This window comes from Burkholderia sp. Ac-20384 (assembly GCF_017104605.1).
Taxonomy (GTDB): Bacteria; Pseudomonadota; Gammaproteobacteria; order Burkholderiales; family Burkholderiaceae; genus Burkholderia; species Burkholderia lata.
In genome coordinates, this window is sequence record NZ_JAAGPE010000047.1 from 1 (window position 1) to 16,801 (window position 16,801).

At 64.8% G+C, this 16,801-nt stretch carries 15 protein-coding genes; 10 read left to right on the plus strand and 5 right to left on the minus strand.

From position 1 onward, the window contains the following. A partial coding sequence (locus G3O00_RS11915; RefSeq protein ID WP_206143064.1) for a DUF3619 family protein occupies positions 1–164 on the minus strand: 164 nt, incomplete at its 3' end. Next, entirely contained in the window at positions 161–724 is a 564-nt protein-coding gene (locus tag G3O00_RS11920; RefSeq protein WP_011352714.1) for an RNA polymerase sigma factor, read from the minus strand. The genes G3O00_RS11920 and G3O00_RS11915, both read right to left, overlap by 4 nt. 355 nt (positions 725–1,079) lie before the next feature. On the opposite strand from G3O00_RS11920, the gene G3O00_RS11925 reads away from it, so the two are divergent. From G3O00_RS11925 to G3O00_RS11950, 6 genes are all read left to right on the plus strand, one after another. Beyond that, positions 1,080–2,843 carry an acetolactate synthase 3 catalytic subunit gene (locus G3O00_RS11925; protein WP_011352713.1) on the plus strand — a complete coding sequence of 588 codons (1,764 nt, stop codon included), beginning with the start codon at positions 1,080–1,082 and terminating at the stop codon, positions 2,841–2,843. 112 nt (positions 2,844–2,955) lie between these two features. Continuing rightward, on the plus strand, positions 2,956–3,447 hold the full coding sequence (ilvN, locus tag G3O00_RS11930; protein WP_011352712.1) for an acetolactate synthase small subunit: 492 nt from the start codon (positions 2,956–2,958) through the stop codon (positions 3,445–3,447). A gap of 95 nt (positions 3,448–3,542) precedes the next feature. Then, positions 3,543–4,559 carry a ketol-acid reductoisomerase gene (ilvC, locus tag G3O00_RS11935; RefSeq protein ID WP_011352711.1) on the plus strand — a complete coding sequence of 339 codons (1,017 nt, stop codon included), beginning with the start codon at positions 3,543–3,545 and terminating at the stop codon, positions 4,557–4,559. A gap of 127 nt (positions 4,560–4,686) precedes the next feature. Continuing rightward, positions 4,687–5,331: a phosphatidylserine decarboxylase gene (locus G3O00_RS11940; protein ID WP_011352710.1), complete on the plus strand. Its 645-nt coding sequence runs from the start codon at positions 4,687–4,689 to the stop codon at positions 5,329–5,331. 15 nt (positions 5,332–5,346) lie between these two features. Further along, a complete protein-coding gene (pssA, locus tag G3O00_RS11945) occupies positions 5,347–6,219 on the plus strand; it encodes a CDP-diacylglycerol--serine O-phosphatidyltransferase (protein WP_011352709.1) in 873 nt (290 codons plus the stop codon). Positions 6,220–6,535: 316 nt separating this feature from the next. Then, complete coding sequence (locus G3O00_RS11950) at positions 6,536–8,080, plus strand: 2-isopropylmalate synthase (RefSeq protein WP_174935240.1); 1,545 nt, start codon at positions 6,536–6,538, stop codon at positions 8,078–8,080. A 72-nt stretch (positions 8,081–8,152) separates the two neighbouring features. On the opposite strand, the gene G3O00_RS11955 is transcribed toward G3O00_RS11950, so the two are convergent. The 3 genes from G3O00_RS11955 to G3O00_RS11965 form a co-directional block, all read right to left on the minus strand. Continuing rightward, the gene (locus tag G3O00_RS11955) at positions 8,153–9,703 is read right to left on the minus strand and encodes a SulP family inorganic anion transporter (RefSeq protein ID WP_206143050.1); all 1,551 of its coding nucleotides are present in this window, start codon (positions 9,701–9,703) and stop codon (positions 8,153–8,155) included. 37 nt (positions 9,704–9,740) lie between these two features. Beyond that, complete coding sequence (locus G3O00_RS11960; protein ID WP_206143051.1) at positions 9,741–10,382, minus strand: carbonic anhydrase; 642 nt, start codon at positions 10,380–10,382, stop codon at positions 9,741–9,743. A gap of 382 nt (positions 10,383–10,764) precedes the next feature. Next, complete coding sequence (locus tag G3O00_RS11965; protein WP_011352705.1) at positions 10,765–11,277, minus strand: hypothetical protein; 513 nt, start codon at positions 11,275–11,277, stop codon at positions 10,765–10,767. 169 nt (positions 11,278–11,446) lie between these two features. Between G3O00_RS11965 and G3O00_RS11970 the strand changes: the two genes are divergently transcribed. The 4 genes from G3O00_RS11970 to G3O00_RS11985 all read left to right on the plus strand — a co-directional run bounded on the left by G3O00_RS11970 (position 11,447) and on the right by G3O00_RS11985 (position 16,693). Then, entirely contained in the window at positions 11,447–12,706 is a 1,260-nt protein-coding gene (locus tag G3O00_RS11970; protein WP_206143052.1) for a branched-chain amino acid ABC transporter substrate-binding protein, read from the plus strand. 107 nt (positions 12,707–12,813) lie between these two features. Beyond that, positions 12,814–13,083: a 30S ribosomal protein S15 gene (gene rpsO, locus G3O00_RS11975; RefSeq protein ID WP_006398792.1), complete on the plus strand. Its 270-nt coding sequence runs from the start codon at positions 12,814–12,816 to the stop codon at positions 13,081–13,083. Between the two features lie 290 nt (positions 13,084–13,373). Continuing rightward, the gene (gene pnp, locus G3O00_RS11980; RefSeq protein ID WP_011352703.1) at positions 13,374–15,521 is read left to right on the plus strand and encodes a polyribonucleotide nucleotidyltransferase; all 2,148 of its coding nucleotides are present in this window, start codon (positions 13,374–13,376) and stop codon (positions 15,519–15,521) included. Between the two features lie 152 nt (positions 15,522–15,673). Then, positions 15,674–16,693, plus strand: a complete 1,020-nt coding sequence (locus G3O00_RS11985) for an NAD(P)H-quinone oxidoreductase (RefSeq protein WP_174935234.1) — start codon at positions 15,674–15,676, stop codon at positions 16,691–16,693. The last annotated feature ends 108 nt before the right edge of the window (positions 16,694–16,801 follow it).

The following is a 16,801-nucleotide window of genomic DNA, read 5'->3' on the forward strand; positions in this document are numbered from 1 at the left end:
ACCGGCACGGTCGCGGGTTCGGGCTTCTTGCGCGCGAGCGCAGCCCGGCGGGCGACGGCCAGACGGTCGGTGGTCGCGGCAGGCAGGTCGGCCGCGCGCTCGTCCAGCGCGCGGCGCACCTTCAGCGCGAATTCGTGTTCTCGATTTGCGGGAGAGGAGCTCATAGCGTGATTCCTTTGGCCTTGAGCGCGTGCGCCAGCGTGTGGGTGGCCCGTGAGCAGTGCGTCTTCACGCTGCCCTCGGAGCACCCCATTGCGGCGGCCGTCTCGGCGACATCCATATCTTCCCAATAACGCATCAGGAACGCTTCCCGTTGACGCGCCGGAAGCTTCTGGATTTCTTCGTCGATCAGGGCCAGAACCTGCTCTCGTTCGAGGCGGTGCTCGCTGCTCTCGACGCCCGCGTTGTCGTCCGCGGATTCGAGTGTTTCGAGGGGGTCGAAATCGTCGTCGTCGCTGTTGTTCAGCGACGAGAAGAGCGTGACCCACGTGTTGCGGACCTTCTGCCGGCGGAACCAGTCGTGGATCGCGTTCTGCAGGATCCGCTGAAAAAGCAGCGGCAGTTCTGCCGCCGGCCGGTCGCCGTACTTCTCCGCAAGCTTGATCATCGCGTCCTGCACGATGTCGAGCGACGCATCGTCGTCACGCACGGCGTACGCAGCCTGCTTGAACGCGCGCCTTTCGACGCCCGCCAGAAAGTCGGCGAGTTCCTTGTCTGATGCCATTCCGTGAAGGTATGCGCTGCGGGCCGCTGCGTGGTGTAAAAGGTCGAAAAATTTCGTAAAACCCGCGGATGCTATCAAATTTTCGCGCCGCTTGGCACCGGGTTGGGCGCCGTACGTTGCGCGCGAGCCGCGGCGGCGGGGTGCCGGACGGCGCGCATGATGCGCTGCGGGATATTTTGCTTGACGACCCAATCACGACCCGCTATCGTCAATGATTCGCAACATGAAGTGATGGTCTCATTTGAGGTTGGCCCAAGAAGCCAGCCCTTCAAACTGGACGCGCCGCTTGAACCCGAGCCACAAGCCCGGCAGAGAGCACCCGATCAATTTTTTGCCGAAAATTCGAAAGGTCAAAATGAACATGCCCAGCGCGGAATTCTCCACGTCGGAACCCCTTTCCCCTCCCGATAGCGACTCCATCGGCGGTACCGTGCTCATGAAGGCACTGGCCGATGAAAACGTCGAATTCATCTGGGGCTACCCCGGCGGCTCGGTACTCTACATCTACGACGAGCTTTACAAGCAGGACAAGATTCAGCACGTGCTGGTGCGCCATGAACAGGCGGCCGTGCACGCAGCCGATGCGTATGCGCGTTCCACCGGCAATGTCGGCGTCTGTCTCGTGACGTCGGGCCCCGGTGTCACCAATGCGGTGACCGGCATCGCCACGGCGTACATGGATTCGATCCCGATGGTCGTGATCAGCGGCCAGGTGCCCACGGCCGCGATCGGCCAGGATGCATTCCAGGAGTGCGACACCGTCGGCATCACGCGTCCGTGCGTGAAGCACAACTTCCTCGTGAAGGACGTGCGCGACCTCGCGGAAACCGTCAAGAAGGCGTTCTATATCGCCCGCACCGGCCGTCCGGGCCCGGTGCTGATCGACATCCCGAAGGACATCTCGAAGACGCCGTGCGAGTACGAGCCCGTCAAGAGCGTGTCGCTGCGTTCGTACAACCCGGTCACGAAGGGTCATTCGGGCCAGATCCGCAAGGCCGTGTCGCTGCTGCTGACGGCGAAGCGTCCGTACATCTACACGGGTGGCGGCATCATCCTCGCCGACGCGTCGCGTGAACTGAACCAGTTCGCGGACCTGCTCGGCTACCCGGTCACCAACACGCTGATGGGCCTCGGCGGCTATCGCGCGTCGGACAAGAAATTCCTCGGCATGCTCGGCATGCACGGCACCTACGAAGCGAACATGGCGATGCAGCACTGCGACGTGCTGATCGCGATCGGTGCCCGCTTCGACGACCGCGTGATCGGCGACCCGGCGCACTTCGCGTCGCGTCCGCGCAAGATCATCCACATCGACATCGACCCGTCGTCGATCTCGAAGCGCGTGAAGGTCGACATCCCGATCGTCGGCGACGTGAAGGAAGTGCTGAAGGAGCTGATCGAGCAACTGCAGACGGCCGAGCATGGCCCCGACACCGAGGCGCTCGCGCAATGGTGGAAGGACATCGAGGGCTGGCGCTCGAAGGACTGCCTGAAATACGACCGCGAAAGCGAGATCATCAAGCCGCAATACGTGGTGGAGAAGGCGTGGGAGCTGACGGACGGCAATGCGTTCGTGTGCTCGGACGTCGGCCAGCACCAGATGTGGGCGGCGCAGTTCTACCGTTTCAACAAGCCGCGTCGCTGGATCAACTCCGGCGGCCTCGGCACGATGGGCTTCGGCCTGCCGGCAGCGATGGGCGTCAAGATGGCGCACCCGGACGACGACGTGCTGTGCATCACGGGCGAAGGCTCGATCCAGATGTGCATCCAGGAACTGTCGACCTGCCTGCAGTACGACACGCCCGTGAAGATCATTTCGCTGAACAACCGCTATCTCGGCATGGTTCGCCAGTGGCAGCAGATCGAATACAGCAAGCGCTATTCGCATTCGTACATGGATGCGCTGCCTGATTTCGTGAAGCTTGCCGAAGCGTACGGCCATGTCGGCTTGCGGATCGAAAAGACCTCGGATGTGGAGCCGGCGCTGAAGGAAGCGCTGCGCCTGAAGGATCGCACCGTGTTTCTCGACTTCCAGACTGATCCGACCGAAAACGTCTGGCCGATGGTACAGGCCGGCAAGGGCATCACCGAGATGCTGCTCGGATCGGAAGATCTGTAACGGCGCGACGCGCGCCTGAGCCCGATGCGGCCGCCTTCAAAAAGGGCGGTGCGGCACGCGGCAGCGCGCGGCGCGAGTGAATCGACACGGACACATTCTGGAAGAAGCGAACATGAGACACATCATTTCCGTCCTGCTGGAGAACGAACCGGGCGCGCTGTCGCGCGTGGTCGGTCTGTTTTCCGCACGCGGCTACAACATCGAAACCTTGACGGTGGCGCCGACCGAAGACCAATCGCTGTCGCGGCTCACCATCGTTTCCATTGGCTCCGACGACGTGATCGAACAGATCACGAAGCATCTGAACCGCCTGATCGAGGTGGTGAAAGTGGTGGACCTGACCGACGGTGCACACATCGAACGCGAGCTGATGCTGATCAAGGTACGTGCAGTGGGCAAGGAGCGCGAAGAAATGAAGCGGATGGCGGACATTTTCCGCGGCCGCATCATCGACGTGACCGAAAAGACCTACACGATCGAATTGACGGGCGCGAGCGACAAGCTCGACGCATTCATCCAGGGGCTGGACGCGGGCGCGATCCTAGAGACCGTGCGCACCGGCAGCTCCGGCATCGGACGCGGCGAGCGCATCCTGAAGGTGTGATGCCAGACAGGCACGCCGGGTGCGCCGTCATGTCCCGGCCCGCAGTACTCCATCCGAACGAATTGTTGAATTTTTGAATTAGCGAAGGAACCATCATGAACGTTTTCTACGACAAAGACGCTGACCTCTCCCTCATCAAGGGCAAGCAAGTCACGATCATCGGCTACGGCTCGCAAGGCCATGCACATGCGCTGAACCTGAAGGACAGCGGCGTGAACGTGACGGTCGGCCTGCGCAAGGGCGGCGCGTCGTGGAGCAAGGCCGAAAACGCCGGCCTGTCGGTCAAGGAAGTCGCGGAAGCGGTGAAGAGCGCAGACGTCGTGATGATGCTGCTGCCGGACGAGCAGATCGCCGACGTGTACGCGAAGGAAGTCCACGCGAACATCAAGCAGGGCGCAGCGCTGGCATTCGCGCACGGCTTCAACGTCCACTACGGCGCGGTGATCCCGCGCGCCGACCTCGACGTGATCATGATCGCGCCGAAGGCACCGGGCCACACGGTTCGCGGCACGTACTCGCAAGGTGGCGGCGTGCCGCACCTGATCGCGGTTGCGCAGAACAAGTCGGGCGCGGCACGCGACATCGCGCTGTCGTACGCGGCAGCGAACGGCGGCGGCCGTGCGGGCATCATCGAAACCAACTTCCGTGAAGAAACCGAAACCGACCTGTTCGGCGAGCAGGCCGTGCTGTGCGGCGGTACCGTCGAGCTGATCAAGGCTGGCTTCGAGACGCTGGTCGAAGCAGGCTACGCGCCGGAAATGGCGTACTTCGAGTGCCTGCACGAACTGAAGCTGATCGTCGACCTGATCTACGAAGGCGGCATCGCGAACATGAACTACTCGATCTCGAACAACGCCGAGTACGGCGAGTACGTGACGGGCCCGCGCATCGTCACGGAAGAGACGAAGAAGGCGATGAAGCAGTGCCTGACCGACATCCAGACGGGCGAGTACGCGAAGAGCTTCATTCTCGAGAACAAGGCAGGCGCACCGACGCTGCAGTCGCGCCGCCGCCTGACGGCCGAGCACCAGATCGAGCAAGTGGGTGCGAAGCTGCGCGCGATGATGCCGTGGATCGCGAAGAACAAGCTCGTCGACCAGTCGAAGAACTAAGCACCGCGTGCTGTTCCGGCCCCTCGAATAGAGGGCCGGTACCAAAAAGCCGCCCGAAGGCAGCAGTGCCCCGGGCGGCTTTTGCTATCCTACGGGCTTTGCAATTCACCGAACACAGAACGAATCCATGAACTATCCTCATCCGATCATCGCGCGCGAAGGCTGGCCGTTCATCGCGATTGCAGCCGTCATCGCGCTGTTGATCCATGCTGTCGGGGGCTTCGGCTTCGCGTGGCCGTTCTGGCTGCTGCTCGTCTTCGTCGTCCAGTTCTTCCGCGATCCGCAGCGCCCGATCCCGGCGCAGCCGAACGCGGTGCTGTGCCCGGCGGACGGCCGCATCGTCGCGGTCGAGACTGCGCAAGACCCGTACGCGAATCGCGAAGCGCTGAAGATCAGTGTGTTCATGAATGTCTTCAACGTCCATTCGCAGCGTTCGCCGGTCGATGGCGCGATCTCCAAGGTCGAGTACTTCCCGGGCGCGTTCCTGAACGCGGCGATCGACAAGGCGTCGACCGAGAACGAGCGTAACGCGGTCGTGATCCAGACGGCGAGCGGCAAGACCGTGACCGCCGTGCAGATCGCCGGCCTCGTCGCACGCCGGATCCTCTGCTACGTGCGCGCTGGCGAACCGCTGTCGCGCGGCCAGCGCTACGGTTTCATCCGCTTCGGTTCGCGCGTCGACGTGTACCTGCCGCTCGGCAGCCGCGCGAAGGTGTCGATCGGCGAGAAGGTCTACGCGTCGTCGACGATCCTCGCCGAGCTCGAACAGTAAGCGGCGGGGCGCACGATGGCCGCATTCAAACCGCGTCGGCCGCGCAACGGCGCCGGCCAGACGCCACGCCCGTTCCGCCGCAACAAGGTGATGGCACCGGATTCGGTGCCCATCGAGAGCCGCCGCGCCGCGCGCCAGCGGTTCCTGAAGACGCGCGGCATCTACCTGCTGCCGAACGCATTCACGACCGCCGCGCTGTTCTGCGGCTTCTTCGCGGTCGTGCAGGCGATGAACGTGCGCTTCGAGATCGCCGCGATCGCGATTTTCGTCGCGATGGTGCTCGACGGGATGGACGGGCGCGTTGCCCGCATGACGCATACGCAGAGCGCGTTCGGCGAGCAGTTCGACAGCCTGTCGGACATGGTGTCGTTCGGCGTCGCGCCCGCGCTCGTGATGTACGAGTGGGTGCTGAAGGATCTCGGCCGCTGGGGCTGGCTTGCCGCGTTCGTCTATTGCTCGGGCGCCGCGCTGCGGCTCGCGCGTTTCAACACGAACATCGGCAGCGTCGACAAGCGTTTCTTCCAGGGGCTGCCGAGCCCGGCGGCCGCGGCGCTGATTGCCGGCTTCGTGTGGCTCGCCACCGACAACCGCGTGCCGATGAAGCTCGGCTGGCTGCCGTGGGTCGCGTTCGTGCTGACGATCTACGCGGGCGTGACGATGGTGTCCAACGCGCCGTTCTACAGCGGCAAGGCGCTGGACGTGCGGCACCGTGTGCCGTTCGCGGCGATCCTGCTGGTCGTCGTCGCGTTCGTGCTCGTGTCGTCCGATCCGCCGCTGATGCTGTTCTGCCTGTTCGTGCTGTACGGGCTGTCCGGCTATGTGTTCTGGGCCTACATGGCCATCCGCGGGCGCGCGAATCCGGCGCGCTCGTCGCAGCGCGATCACTGACGCGCATTTTTTGCCCGAAAACGGCGGCCTCCGGGCCGCCGTTTTTATTTGCCCCTTTTTCGAACCGGGCCGCCCGAGGCCCCGGGTGCCGTCCGATTGCGCACCCAACGGAATGCCGCTATAGTCGTCGGCATGACTGCATTTTCCCGCCTCTCCCTCCTTCTAGCCGGTGCGCCGCTACGCGCGCTAGCTTTGGCGCGCCTGCCGCGCTGACCGTTCTCGCCCCCCCGTCAAGCCTCGTCTGTTGTTGAGCGTCGCCAGCGGTGGCGCGATCTCGTTACGTTTGACTTCCGTATAAAGAGCCCTGGAGCCCCCCATGACAGACAAGCTGATCATTTTCGATACGACGTTGCGTGACGGCGAACAATCGCCCGGTGCGTCGATGACGAAGGAAGAGAAAATCCGCATCGCGAAGCACCTCGAGCGGATGAAGGTCGATGTGATCGAGGCCGGCTTCGCGGCCAGCTCGAACGGCGATTTCGACGCGATCCACACGATCGCCGGTCTCATCAAGGACAGCACGATCTGCTCGCTGGCGCGCGCCAACGACAAGGACATCCAGCGCGCGGCCGACGCGCTGAAGCCGGCCGAGAGCTTCCGGATCCACACGTTCATCGCGACGTCGCCGCTGCACATGGAGAAGAAGCTGCGGATGACGCCCGACCAGGTGTTCGAGCAGGCGCGCCTCGCGGTGCGTTTCGCGCGCAAGTTCACCGACAACGTCGAGTTCTCGCCGGAAGACGGCAGCCGCTCCGACATGGATTTCCTGTGCCGCGTGCTGGAAGCCGTGATCGCCGAAGGGGCGACGACGATCAACATCGCCGACACGGTCGGCTATGGCGTGCCGGAGCTGTACGGCAACCTCGTGAAGACGCTGCGCGAACGCATTCCGAATTCGGACAAGGCGATCTTCTCGGTGCATTGCCATAACGACCTCGGGATGGCGGTCGCAAACTCGCTCGCCGGCGTGAAGATCGGCGGCGCGCGTCAGATCGAGTGCACGATCAACGGTCTCGGCGAGCGCGCGGGCAACACGTCGCTCGAAGAAATCGTGATGGCCGTGAAGACGCGCAAGGACTACTTCGGTCTCGACGTCGGCATCGACACGTCGCAGATCGTGCCGACGTCGAAGCTCGTGTCGCAGATCACCGGTTTCGTCGTGCAGCCGAACAAGGCGGTGGTCGGTGCGAACGCATTCGCGCACGCGTCGGGCATCCACCAGGACGGCGTGCTGAAGGCGCGCGACACCTACGAGATCATGCGCGCGGAAGACGTGGGCTGGACCGCGAACAAGATCGTGCTCGGCAAGCTGTCGGGCCGTAACGCATTCAAGCAGCGCCTGCAGGAGCTCGGCGTGTCGCTCGACAGCGAGACCGAACTGAATGCCGCGTTCATGCGCTTCAAGGATCTGGCCGACCGCAAGGCCGAGATCTTCGACGAAGACATCATCGCGATCGTGTCCGAGGAATCGGCACTTGCGCACGAGCAGGAGCACTTCAAGTTCGTGTCGCTGTCGCAGCACTCGGAAACGGGCGAGCAGCCGCACGCGAAGGTCGTGTTCGGGGTCGAAGGCAAGGAAGTGACCGGCGAGGCACGCGGCAACGGTCCGGTCGATGCGACGTTCAACGCGATCGAGAGCGAAGTCGGCAGCGGTTCCGAGCTGCTGCTGTACTCGGTGAACGCGATCACGACCGGCACGCAGGCGCAGGGCGAAGTGACGGTCCGGTTGTCGAAGAGCGGGCGGATCGTCAATGGCGTCGGCACCGATCCGGACATCGTCGCTGCATCCGCGAAGGCCTACATCTCCGCACTGAACAAGCTGCATTCGAAGGACGACAAGGTCAATCCGCAGCGCTCGTAAGCGCCGCGTACTGCGCATCGCTGAAACGCCCCGTGCGGCCCCGTGCCGCCGGGGCGTTTTTTCATGCGCCGTTCATTCGGCGGCCGGCGCGCGGAACAGCCAGCGACGCGTGGCCGTGCGCGGCGCCGGGCTGCGCCGCCGGAACTCGACTGCGATGCCGCGTCGCGGTGCATCGGCGACGAACGCGTCGAGCAGTTCGAGCACGTCGTGGTCGATGTAGTCGGCGCGCGTCGCGTCGATGATTACCGCGGCCCGGTCGGGAATGTGCCGCAGGTGATGCTTGACCTGCACCTTGCCGAGGAACGACACATCCTTGCGGAACGACAGCAGGAAGTGGTCGTCGTGCTGCGCGAGCGTGACGGGGCTCTTCAGGTTCGCGACGGCGACCGCCAGCACGCTGCAGGCAAGGCCGAGCGCGATGCCGAACAGCAGGTCGATCGCAAGCACACCGGCAATCGTCGCGGCGAACGGCACGAACGCGGCTGGCCCCTGTTTCATCACCGAGCGGAACAGCGCCGGTTTCGCAAGCTTGAAGCCCGTGTGGATCAGGATCGCGGCCAGGCTCGCGAGCGGGATCAGGTTGATCAGGCCGGTGAGCGCGAACACGCTCGCGAGCAGCAGCATCCCGTGCACGATCGCCGACATCCGGCTTTGCGCGCCCGCATTGACGTTCACCGAGCTGCGCACGATCACCGACGTGATCGGCAATCCGCCGACCGCGCCCGCCACGAGATTGCCGACGCCTTGGGCCTTGAGCTCGCGGTCGGGCTGGGTCGGCCGGCGCTTCGGGTCGATCTGCTCGACTGCTTCGAGGCTCAGCAGCGTCTCGAGGCTTGCAACGACCGCAAGCGTGATTGCGACGCGCCACACGTCCGGATTCACGAGCTGCGCGAAGTTCGGGCCGAGCTCCGCATGCTTGAGCGACGCTGCGAAGGCCGCGAACGATCCGAGCTCGGGCAGCGTGACGCGATGGGCGGCACCTGGCGCAATCGACGGCGCGACGACGCCCAGCACGAGCGTGGCGCCGATACCCAGCACGACCACGGCGAGCGGAGCCGGCACCGAGCGCACCAGCGCGAAGCGGCGCAGCGCGGGCGTGTCCCACGCGACCAGCAGCGCGAGCGAGGCGAGCGCGATGGCCGTGGCGGCCCACGCGACCGGCAGGCCCGGCCAATTCGCAAACGATTGCGCGGCCGAGCCGCCGAGACCGAATGCGAACGGAATCTGCTTCACGATCAGCAGGAGGCCGATCGCGGCGAGCATGCCCTTGATGACGGGCGACGGCACATAGGCGGCGAAGCGGCCGGCGCGCAGCATGCCGAACCCGAACTGCAGTACGCCGGACAGCAGCACCGCGAGCAGGAACGCGGAGAAGCTGCCGAGTTGGGCAATCCCTTCGACGACGATCACGACGAGGCCGGCGGCCGGTCCGCTGACGGACAGCGACGAGCCGCTCAGCAGCGCGACGACGATACCGCCGACGATGCCGGACACGAGCCCGGCGAATGGCTCGACGCCGGATGCATTGGCGATGCCGAGACACAGCGGCAGCGCGACGAGGAAAACGACGACGCCGGCGACGATGTCGCGCGGCAGGGTGGACAGGCGCTCGTTCAGTTTCATGGTTGGGGCGATTTCATTAGCTTGGGGGCGGGGTAGATCAGCCGAGCGCACCGGCCGTCGCGGCCTGCATGGTTTCGACGTCGACGGGCGGGTTGGTGTAGCCGGAGTCGAGTTCCTGCAGGCGGCCGTCGGCGAGCGAGAAGATCCAGCCGTGCACGAGCGGTGGCCGTTCGCGGCCCCGCACGATCGGCGACACGCGCAGCAGCCGCACCTGTTCGAGTACGTTGAGCTCGGCGAGGCGGTCGGCGGCGGTCGTGTCGTCGAGTCCGTCCAGCGCGTCGCGATGGCGCCGCGCGAGCGCGCAGAGCGGCGCGATGCGGCGCGCGACGTGCGGCAGGTCGGACGGCGGCGGCAGCAGCGACGCGCGTACGCCGCCGCACCCGTAGTGCCCGCACACGATCACGTGGTCGACCTGCAGCACGCGTACCGCGTACTCGAGCACGCTGGCGGAATTGTCGTCGTCGGGATGGAACAGGTTCGCGATGTTGCGATGGACGAACAGCTCGCCGGGCGCGCAGTGCGTGATGGTTTCGGCCGGCACGCGGCTGTCGGCACAGCCGATCCACAGCACGCGCGGGTTCTGGCCGCGCGCGAGCGCGTCGAAGAAACCGGGTGTGTATTCGCGCGTTTCGCGGGCCCAGGCGATGTTGGCAACCAGCATGCTCTTGGGGCGATTCATGAGGACTCCTTTGTGATAAAGGCAAACGAATATCGGCAGAAATGACGCAACGGCATTCTTTCTAAATTGAAAGGTTTGGTTTCGACTGATATTAGGGGTATGCCCTAGCGCTTCGGGTGGGTTGAAACAATTTGTTTCAAATTGATTTGGCGTAGTGCATTGCGTGCACCAATTCGCCGCATGACATGCACTGTGCATGCCTGTTTCCGCGCAAAGGCCCGCATGACGGGGATGTCAGCGTGGTGCCATCGGTCTGTCATCGATCGGAAAAGATTTCCGTCGAATTTGCCGAATTAATAAGAAAGCGGAAAAAAGGAAATGGCCATTCACGCAATGATTCGTGAATGGCCATCGTGAAAATTGCGCGTAAATGCGTAATCGGTCAGAACAGGTTGCGGCGGTCGGGATCGTGCAGCGGGTCGGGCGTTTTCTGCGTGATGCGCAGGATGCCCTGCGGATCGAAGTAGAAGCTGTACATCATGTACCAGACGTTGTCCTCGAGATACCGATAGGTCCACACCTCGCGCTTCATCAGCGGGAAGTAGGACGTCTCGACGGGGCGTCCGAAGTTGACGAGCACATCGGTCTTCGTCCATTTGCCGATCTCTGCGCGATAGAACTCGTTCGGCTGCAGGACCTGGCGCACGTTGACGATCTTGTGGGCCGCGTCGACGTCGGCCGCGATGGTGATTTCGCCCATCGGCTGGGTCGGCCACATCAGGCGCTTGCCGCCGCCGGGCAGGTCGTAGATCTCGCGCGGCGGGCCCATGCGTGCGACGATCGCCGACTCGTCCTGGCCGGCCTGGTATTGCTGCCACGGTTGCGCGCAACCGGCCAGCAGCGCGGCGGCGCTGGCGAACAGCACCGGCAGGCGCGCGGAAATGCGAATGCGCATGGGGATTCTCCAGAACACGGAAACAAGTCCCGTTTTATCACGGACGGCGCACGGCCGCGCGCCGCGAGGAAAAAATCGGTGCGGATCGCCGGGCGCGCCGCGCTTGCGGGCGGCGGGCGCGCCGGCCTATGATCCGCGCTTCTCGGGCAGATTGAAGGGCAGGTGGCCGATGCAGGGGTGGAAGCGGTGTGCGCTCGCGTTGAGCGCGGGGTGGATGCTGGTGTCGTCCGCATTTGCGGGCGGCGAGCCGGTGCGGATCGCGCTGATCGAAGGGATGTCGGGCCCGTTCGCGAATGCGGGCGCGGCGGTCGAACGCAACCTGCGCTTCGGCGTCGAGCAGGTCAACGCGGCAGGCGGCGTGAAGCTGCGCGACGGCGCGCATCCGCTCGAACTGGTGGTGCTCGACAGCAAGGGCAGCCCCGAGGAGGCACTCGTGCAGTTGCGCGCGGCCGCGGACCGCCATATCGGGTTCGTCGCGCAGGGCAACAGCTCGGCCGTCGCGGCCGCGCTCGTCGCGGCGCTCGACAAGCTGAACGCGCGCGATCCGGACAACCGGATGCTGTTCCTCAACTATTCGGCCGACGATCCGGCGCTGACCGGCGCACGCTGCAGTTTCTGGCATTTTCGCTTCGATGCGCACGCTGGCATGCGGATGGCTGCGCTCGCGGACGTGATGGCGCGCGACCGTGCGCTCCGCAAGGTTTATCTGCTGAACCAGGACTACAGTTTCGGCCACGATGTCAGCACGCTCGCCCGGCAGGCGCTGGCCGCGCGGCGCCCGGACGTGACGATCGCCGGCGACGAATTCCACCCGATCGGGCGGATCAAGGACTTCTCGCCGTACATCGCGAAGATCCGCGCGAGCGGCGCCGACGCGGTCGTGACCGGCAACTGGGGCAACGACCTCACGCTGCTCGTGAAGGCGGCGCGCGAGCAGGGGCTGAATGCGAAGTTCTATACCTTCTACGGCAACAGCCTCGGCGCGCCGGCCGCGCTTGGCGATGCCGGTGTCGGGCGGGTCGTGGCCGTGGCGGACTGGCACCCGAACGCGGGCGGCGCGAAATCCGATGCGTTCTACCGCGCGTTCCGGAACCGTTTTCCGGCGGCCCAGGACGACTATCCGGTGCGACGGATGAGCCTGATGATCGAGATGCTGGCCGCCGCGATGAACCGCGCGGGTTCGGCCGACCCCGTCGCGGTCGCGCGTGCGCTCGAGGGCCTGTCGTTCGACGACGGCTTCCACGCGTCGAAGATGCGCGCGCAGGATCATCAGTTGATCCAGCCCCTTTACGTGATGGAGATGGACAAGGTCGGCACGCCGGGCGTGCGCTTCGACAACGAGGGTTCCGGCTACGGCTTCCGGACGGTGCTCGCGGTGCCGGCGCAGCGCACGGAGATGCTGTCCGCCTGCTCGATGACGCGCCCGTGACAGGAGGCGGTAAGAACGGCGCGGAGTTGTGCTACAATGCGCGCCGGTTGTAAGTCACGGCACGGCCATTCTTCCGTGTCCGCCTGTTCAGTTAGAAAGGAAATCACATGTCTGTTGCAGATATCAAGAAGTCGGAAGTTGTTGCTCAGTTCGCCCGCGGTACCAACGACACGGGGAGCCCCGAAGTCCAGGTCGCACTGCTGACCGCACGTATCGTCGAACTGACGGGTCACTTCAAGACCCACGCGAAGGATCACCACAGCCGCCGCGGCCTGCTGCGCATGGTGAGCCGCCGCCGCAAGCTGCTCGACTACCTCAAGGGCAAGGATGCCGACCGTTACCGCGCACTGATCGAGAAGCTGGGTCTGCGTAAGTAATCGAGGCGATTGCCGCCAGCAAGATGCCTGTGTCAGTCCGCTGATACAGGCATTTTGTTTTTGCGCGGTGCGTAGCGTCACACGCACCGCAGGCTGTCCGGCACGGTTGTGCAGGGCTGCCGCAACGACTGATACCGGGGCAGGATTTGTGTCATTCCAGCGCGTCGCTGCACGAGCGCCGCGCTGGAATGGCATAAAAAACACACCTTGCTCCGGGTGATTCGGTCGGGACGCCGCCGCGCGGGATGGCCGGCGCGGCGAATGAAATGCATGAATTCAAAGGAGCAACCATGTCCATGTTCAACAAGGTCGTGAAGGAATTCCAGTGGGGCCAGCACAAGGTGCGCCTCGAAACCGGTGAAGTCGCTCGCCAGGCAAGCGGCGCCGTGATCGTCGATGTCGAAGACACCGTCGTGCTGGCAACCGTCGTCGGCGCGAAGTCGGCGAAGCCGGGTCAGGATTTCTTCCCGCTGACCGTCGACTACCTCGAGAAGACCTACTCGGCCGGCAAGATCCCGGGCGGCTTCTTCCGTCGCGAAGGCCGTCCGTCGGAACACGAGACGCTGACGTCGCGCCTGATCGACCGTCCGCTGCGCCCGCTGTTCCCGGAAGGCTTCTACAACGAAGTCCAGGTCGTGATCCACGTGCTGTCCGTGAACCCGGAAATTCCGGCGGACATCCCCGCGCTGATCGGTGCATCGGCTGCGCTCGCCGTGTCGGGCCTGCCGTTCAACGGCCCGGTCGGTGCCGCACGCGTGGCCTACATCGACAACGCATACGTGCTGAACCCGACGCGTGACCAGATCAAGGCATCGAGCCTCGACCTCGTCGTCGCAGGTACGGAACGTGCCGTGCTGATGGTCGAATCGGAAGCCGATCAGCTGTCGGAAGACGTGATGCTGGGCGCCGTGGTGTTCGGCCACGAGCAAATGCAGGTCGCGATCGACGCGATCCACGAACTGGTGCGCGAAGGCGGCAAGCCCGAGTGGGACTGGCAGCCGGCCCCGAAGAACGAGCCGCTGATCGCGCGCGTGACCGAGCTGGCACAGAACGACCTGCTCGCGGCTTACCAGCTCCGCGACAAGCAGGCACGCTCGACGAAGCTGAAGGAAGTCTACGCGGCAACCTCGGCGAAGCTCGAGGAAGACGCATCGGCGGCCGGTACGGTCGCAGCGGACAAGGCTACCGTCGGCAACGTGCTGTTCGACATCGAAGCCAAGATCGTCCGTTCGCAGATCCTGAACGGCGAGCCGCGTATCGACGGCCGCGACACGCGCACCGTGCGCCCGATCGAAATCCGTACCGGCGTGCTGCCGCGTACCCACGGCTCGGCGCTGTTCACGCGCGGCGAGACGCAGGCGCTGGTCGTCGCGACGCTCGGCACAAAGGGTGACGAGCAGATCATCGACGCGCTCGAAGGCGAGTACCGCGAGCGCTTCATGCTCCACTACAACATGCCCCCGTTCGCGACCGGCGAAACGGGCCGCGTCGGCTCGCCGAAGCGCCGCGAAATCGGCCACGGCCGCCTCGCGAAGCGTGCACTGGTCAAGTGCCTGCCGAGCGCCGACGAATTCGGCTACTCGATCCGCGTCGTGTCGGAAATCACCGAATCGAACGGTTCGTCGTCGATGGCATCGGTGTGCGGCGGCTGCCTCGCGCTGATGGACGCCGGCGTGCCGATGAAGGCACACGTCGCGGGTATCGCGATGGGCCTGATCCTCGAAGGCAACAAGTTCGCGGTGCTGACCGACATCCTCGGCGACGAAGATCACCTCGGCGACATGGACTTCAAGGTGGCCGGCACGGAACAAGGCGTGACGGCACTGCAGATGGACATCAAGATCCAGGGCATCACGAAGGAAATCATGCAGGTCGCGCTCGCGCAGGCGAAGGAAGGCCGCATGCACATCCTCGGCAAGATGACGTCGGCAGTCTCGGGTGCGAACACGCAACTGTCGGAATTCGCGCCGCGCATGATCACGATCAAGATCAACCCGGAAAAGATCCGCGACGTGATCGGCAAGGGCGGTTCGGTGATCCGCGCGCTGACGGAAGAAACCGGCACGACCATCGACATCTCCGACGACGGCGTCGTGACGATCGCAAGCACGAACAGCGACGGCATGGCCGAAGCGAAGAAGCGCATCGAGAACATCACGGCCGAGATCGAAGTCGGCCAGGTGTACGAAGGCACGGTTCTGAAGCTGCTCGATTTCGGCGCGATCGTGAACCTGCTGCCGGGCAAGGATGGCCTGCTGCACATCTCGGAAATCGTCAACGAGCGTGTGAAGGACATCAACGACTACCTGAAGGAAGGCCAGCAAGTGAAGGTCAAGGTCATCCAGACGGACGAAAAGGGTCGTGTGCGTCTGTCGGCGAAGGCGCTGCTGAATGAAGCAGCGGCGGCGTCGCAGTCGGACACGCCGCCGCAGCAGTAAGCGGGCAGGCGGACCAACGGCCGGCAGTGCGAAAGCGTGCCGGCCGTTTTTTCTGTAGCATCGTTGTGCGGCGCAGCAGCGCCGGCCGGGCGCCCATGCCGCGCGTGGGCGCGCCATCCGATTCCGATCCTGATCCTGGAGCGACCATCACCATGAAAGCCATCGAAATCACCGAATTCGGTGCCCCCGACGTGCTGAAGCTTGCGGAGCGTCCGCGCCCCGAACCGAAGCGCGGCGAAGTGCTGATCAAGGTGGCGGCTTCCGGTGTGAACCGGCCCGACGTGTTCCAGCGCAAGGGCGCGTATGCGCCGCCGCCGGGTGCGTCGGACCTGCCGGGCCTCGAGGTTGCAGGCGAGATCGTCGGCGGCGACCTGTCGGACGCTGCGCTGAACCCGTTCGGCCTGAAGCTCGGCGATCGCGTGTGCGCGTTGCTTGCAGGCGGTGGCTATGCGGAGTACGCGGTCGCACCGCTGCCGCAATGCCTGCCGGTGCCCGACGGGCTCACCGATATCGAGGCCGCGTCGCTGCCCGAAACGTTTTTCACGGTGTGGAGCAACGTGTTCGACCGTGCGCAGCTCGGCGCGGGCGAGGGCGGCGAGCAGGAAACGCTGCTCGTGCAGGGCGGCTCGAGCGGCATCGGCGTGACAGCGATCCAGATCGCGCATGCGCTCGGCTTTCGCGTGTTCGCGACGGCCGGCACGGCCGACAAATGCCGCGCGTGCGAGGCGCTCGGCGCCGAACGCGCGATCAACTACAAGACGGAAGACTTCGTCGAAGTCGTGAAGTCGCTGACGCACGATCGCGGCGTCGACGTGATCCTCGACATGGTGGCGGGCTCGTACGTGCCGCGCGAACTGTCTGCGCTCGCGGATGGCGGTCGTCTCGTGCTGATCGCGCTGCTCGGCGGCGCGAAGGCCGACGTCAACTTGGGCGAGATCCTGCGCCGCCGGCTGACGATCACGGGGTCGACGCTGCGCCCGCGTCCGGTCGAGTTCAAGGCGCAGATCGCCGCCCAGCTGAAGTCGCGCGTGTGGCCGCTGCTTGCCGACGGCCGCATCAAGCCGGTGATCTATCGTGTATTGCCGGCTGCGGACGCCGCGCAGGCACACGCGCTGATGGAAAGCAGTGAGCACACCGGCAAGATCGTGCTCGATTGGGGTACGAACGCCTGACGGCCCGTGCGACCGGGCTTGACATGCGCGGTTTGACCGGTTCAAGCCGCGCGCAGTAAAATCGCCGGTTTGCTTCGCCAGATCAAACCTGACGGCCGGTTTCCGGCA

What these genes read in the sequence shown, in the direction of transcription:
- G3O00_RS11970 (WP_206143052.1), top strand. Translation starts at nt 11,447, where the DNA reads ATGCAGGGGTGGAAGCGGTGTGCGCTCGCGTTGAGCGCGGGGTGGATG.
- ilvN (WP_011352712.1), top strand. Translation starts at nt 2,956, where the DNA reads ATGAGACACATCATTTCCGTCCTGCTGGAGAACGAACCGGGCGCGCTG.
- G3O00_RS11925 (WP_011352713.1), top strand. Translation starts at nt 1,080, where the DNA reads ATGAACATGCCCAGCGCGGAATTCTCCACGTCGGAACCCCTTTCCCCT.
- ilvC (WP_011352711.1), top strand. Translation starts at nt 3,543, where the DNA reads ATGAACGTTTTCTACGACAAAGACGCTGACCTCTCCCTCATCAAGGGC.
- rpsO (WP_006398792.1), top strand. Translation starts at nt 12,814, where the DNA reads ATGTCTGTTGCAGATATCAAGAAGTCGGAAGTTGTTGCTCAGTTCGCC.
- pnp (WP_011352703.1), top strand. Translation starts at nt 13,374, where the DNA reads ATGTCCATGTTCAACAAGGTCGTGAAGGAATTCCAGTGGGGCCAGCAC.
- G3O00_RS11985 (WP_174935234.1), top strand. Translation starts at nt 15,674, where the DNA reads ATGAAAGCCATCGAAATCACCGAATTCGGTGCCCCCGACGTGCTGAAG.
- G3O00_RS11960 (WP_206143051.1), bottom strand. Translation starts at nt 10,382, where the DNA reads ATGAATCGCCCCAAGAGCATGCTGGTTGCCAACATCGCCTGGGCCCGC.
- G3O00_RS11920 (WP_011352714.1), bottom strand. Translation starts at nt 724, where the DNA reads ATGGCATCAGACAAGGAACTCGCCGACTTTCTGGCGGGCGTCGAAAGG.
- G3O00_RS11950 (WP_174935240.1), top strand. Translation starts at nt 6,536, where the DNA reads ATGACAGACAAGCTGATCATTTTCGATACGACGTTGCGTGACGGCGAA.
- G3O00_RS11965 (WP_011352705.1), bottom strand. Translation starts at nt 11,277, where the DNA reads ATGCGCATTCGCATTTCCGCGCGCCTGCCGGTGCTGTTCGCCAGCGCC.
- G3O00_RS11955 (WP_206143050.1), bottom strand. Translation starts at nt 9,703, where the DNA reads ATGAAACTGAACGAGCGCCTGTCCACCCTGCCGCGCGACATCGTCGCC.
- pssA (WP_011352709.1), top strand. Translation starts at nt 5,347, where the DNA reads ATGGCCGCATTCAAACCGCGTCGGCCGCGCAACGGCGCCGGCCAGACG.
- G3O00_RS11940 (WP_011352710.1), top strand. Translation starts at nt 4,687, where the DNA reads ATGAACTATCCTCATCCGATCATCGCGCGCGAAGGCTGGCCGTTCATC.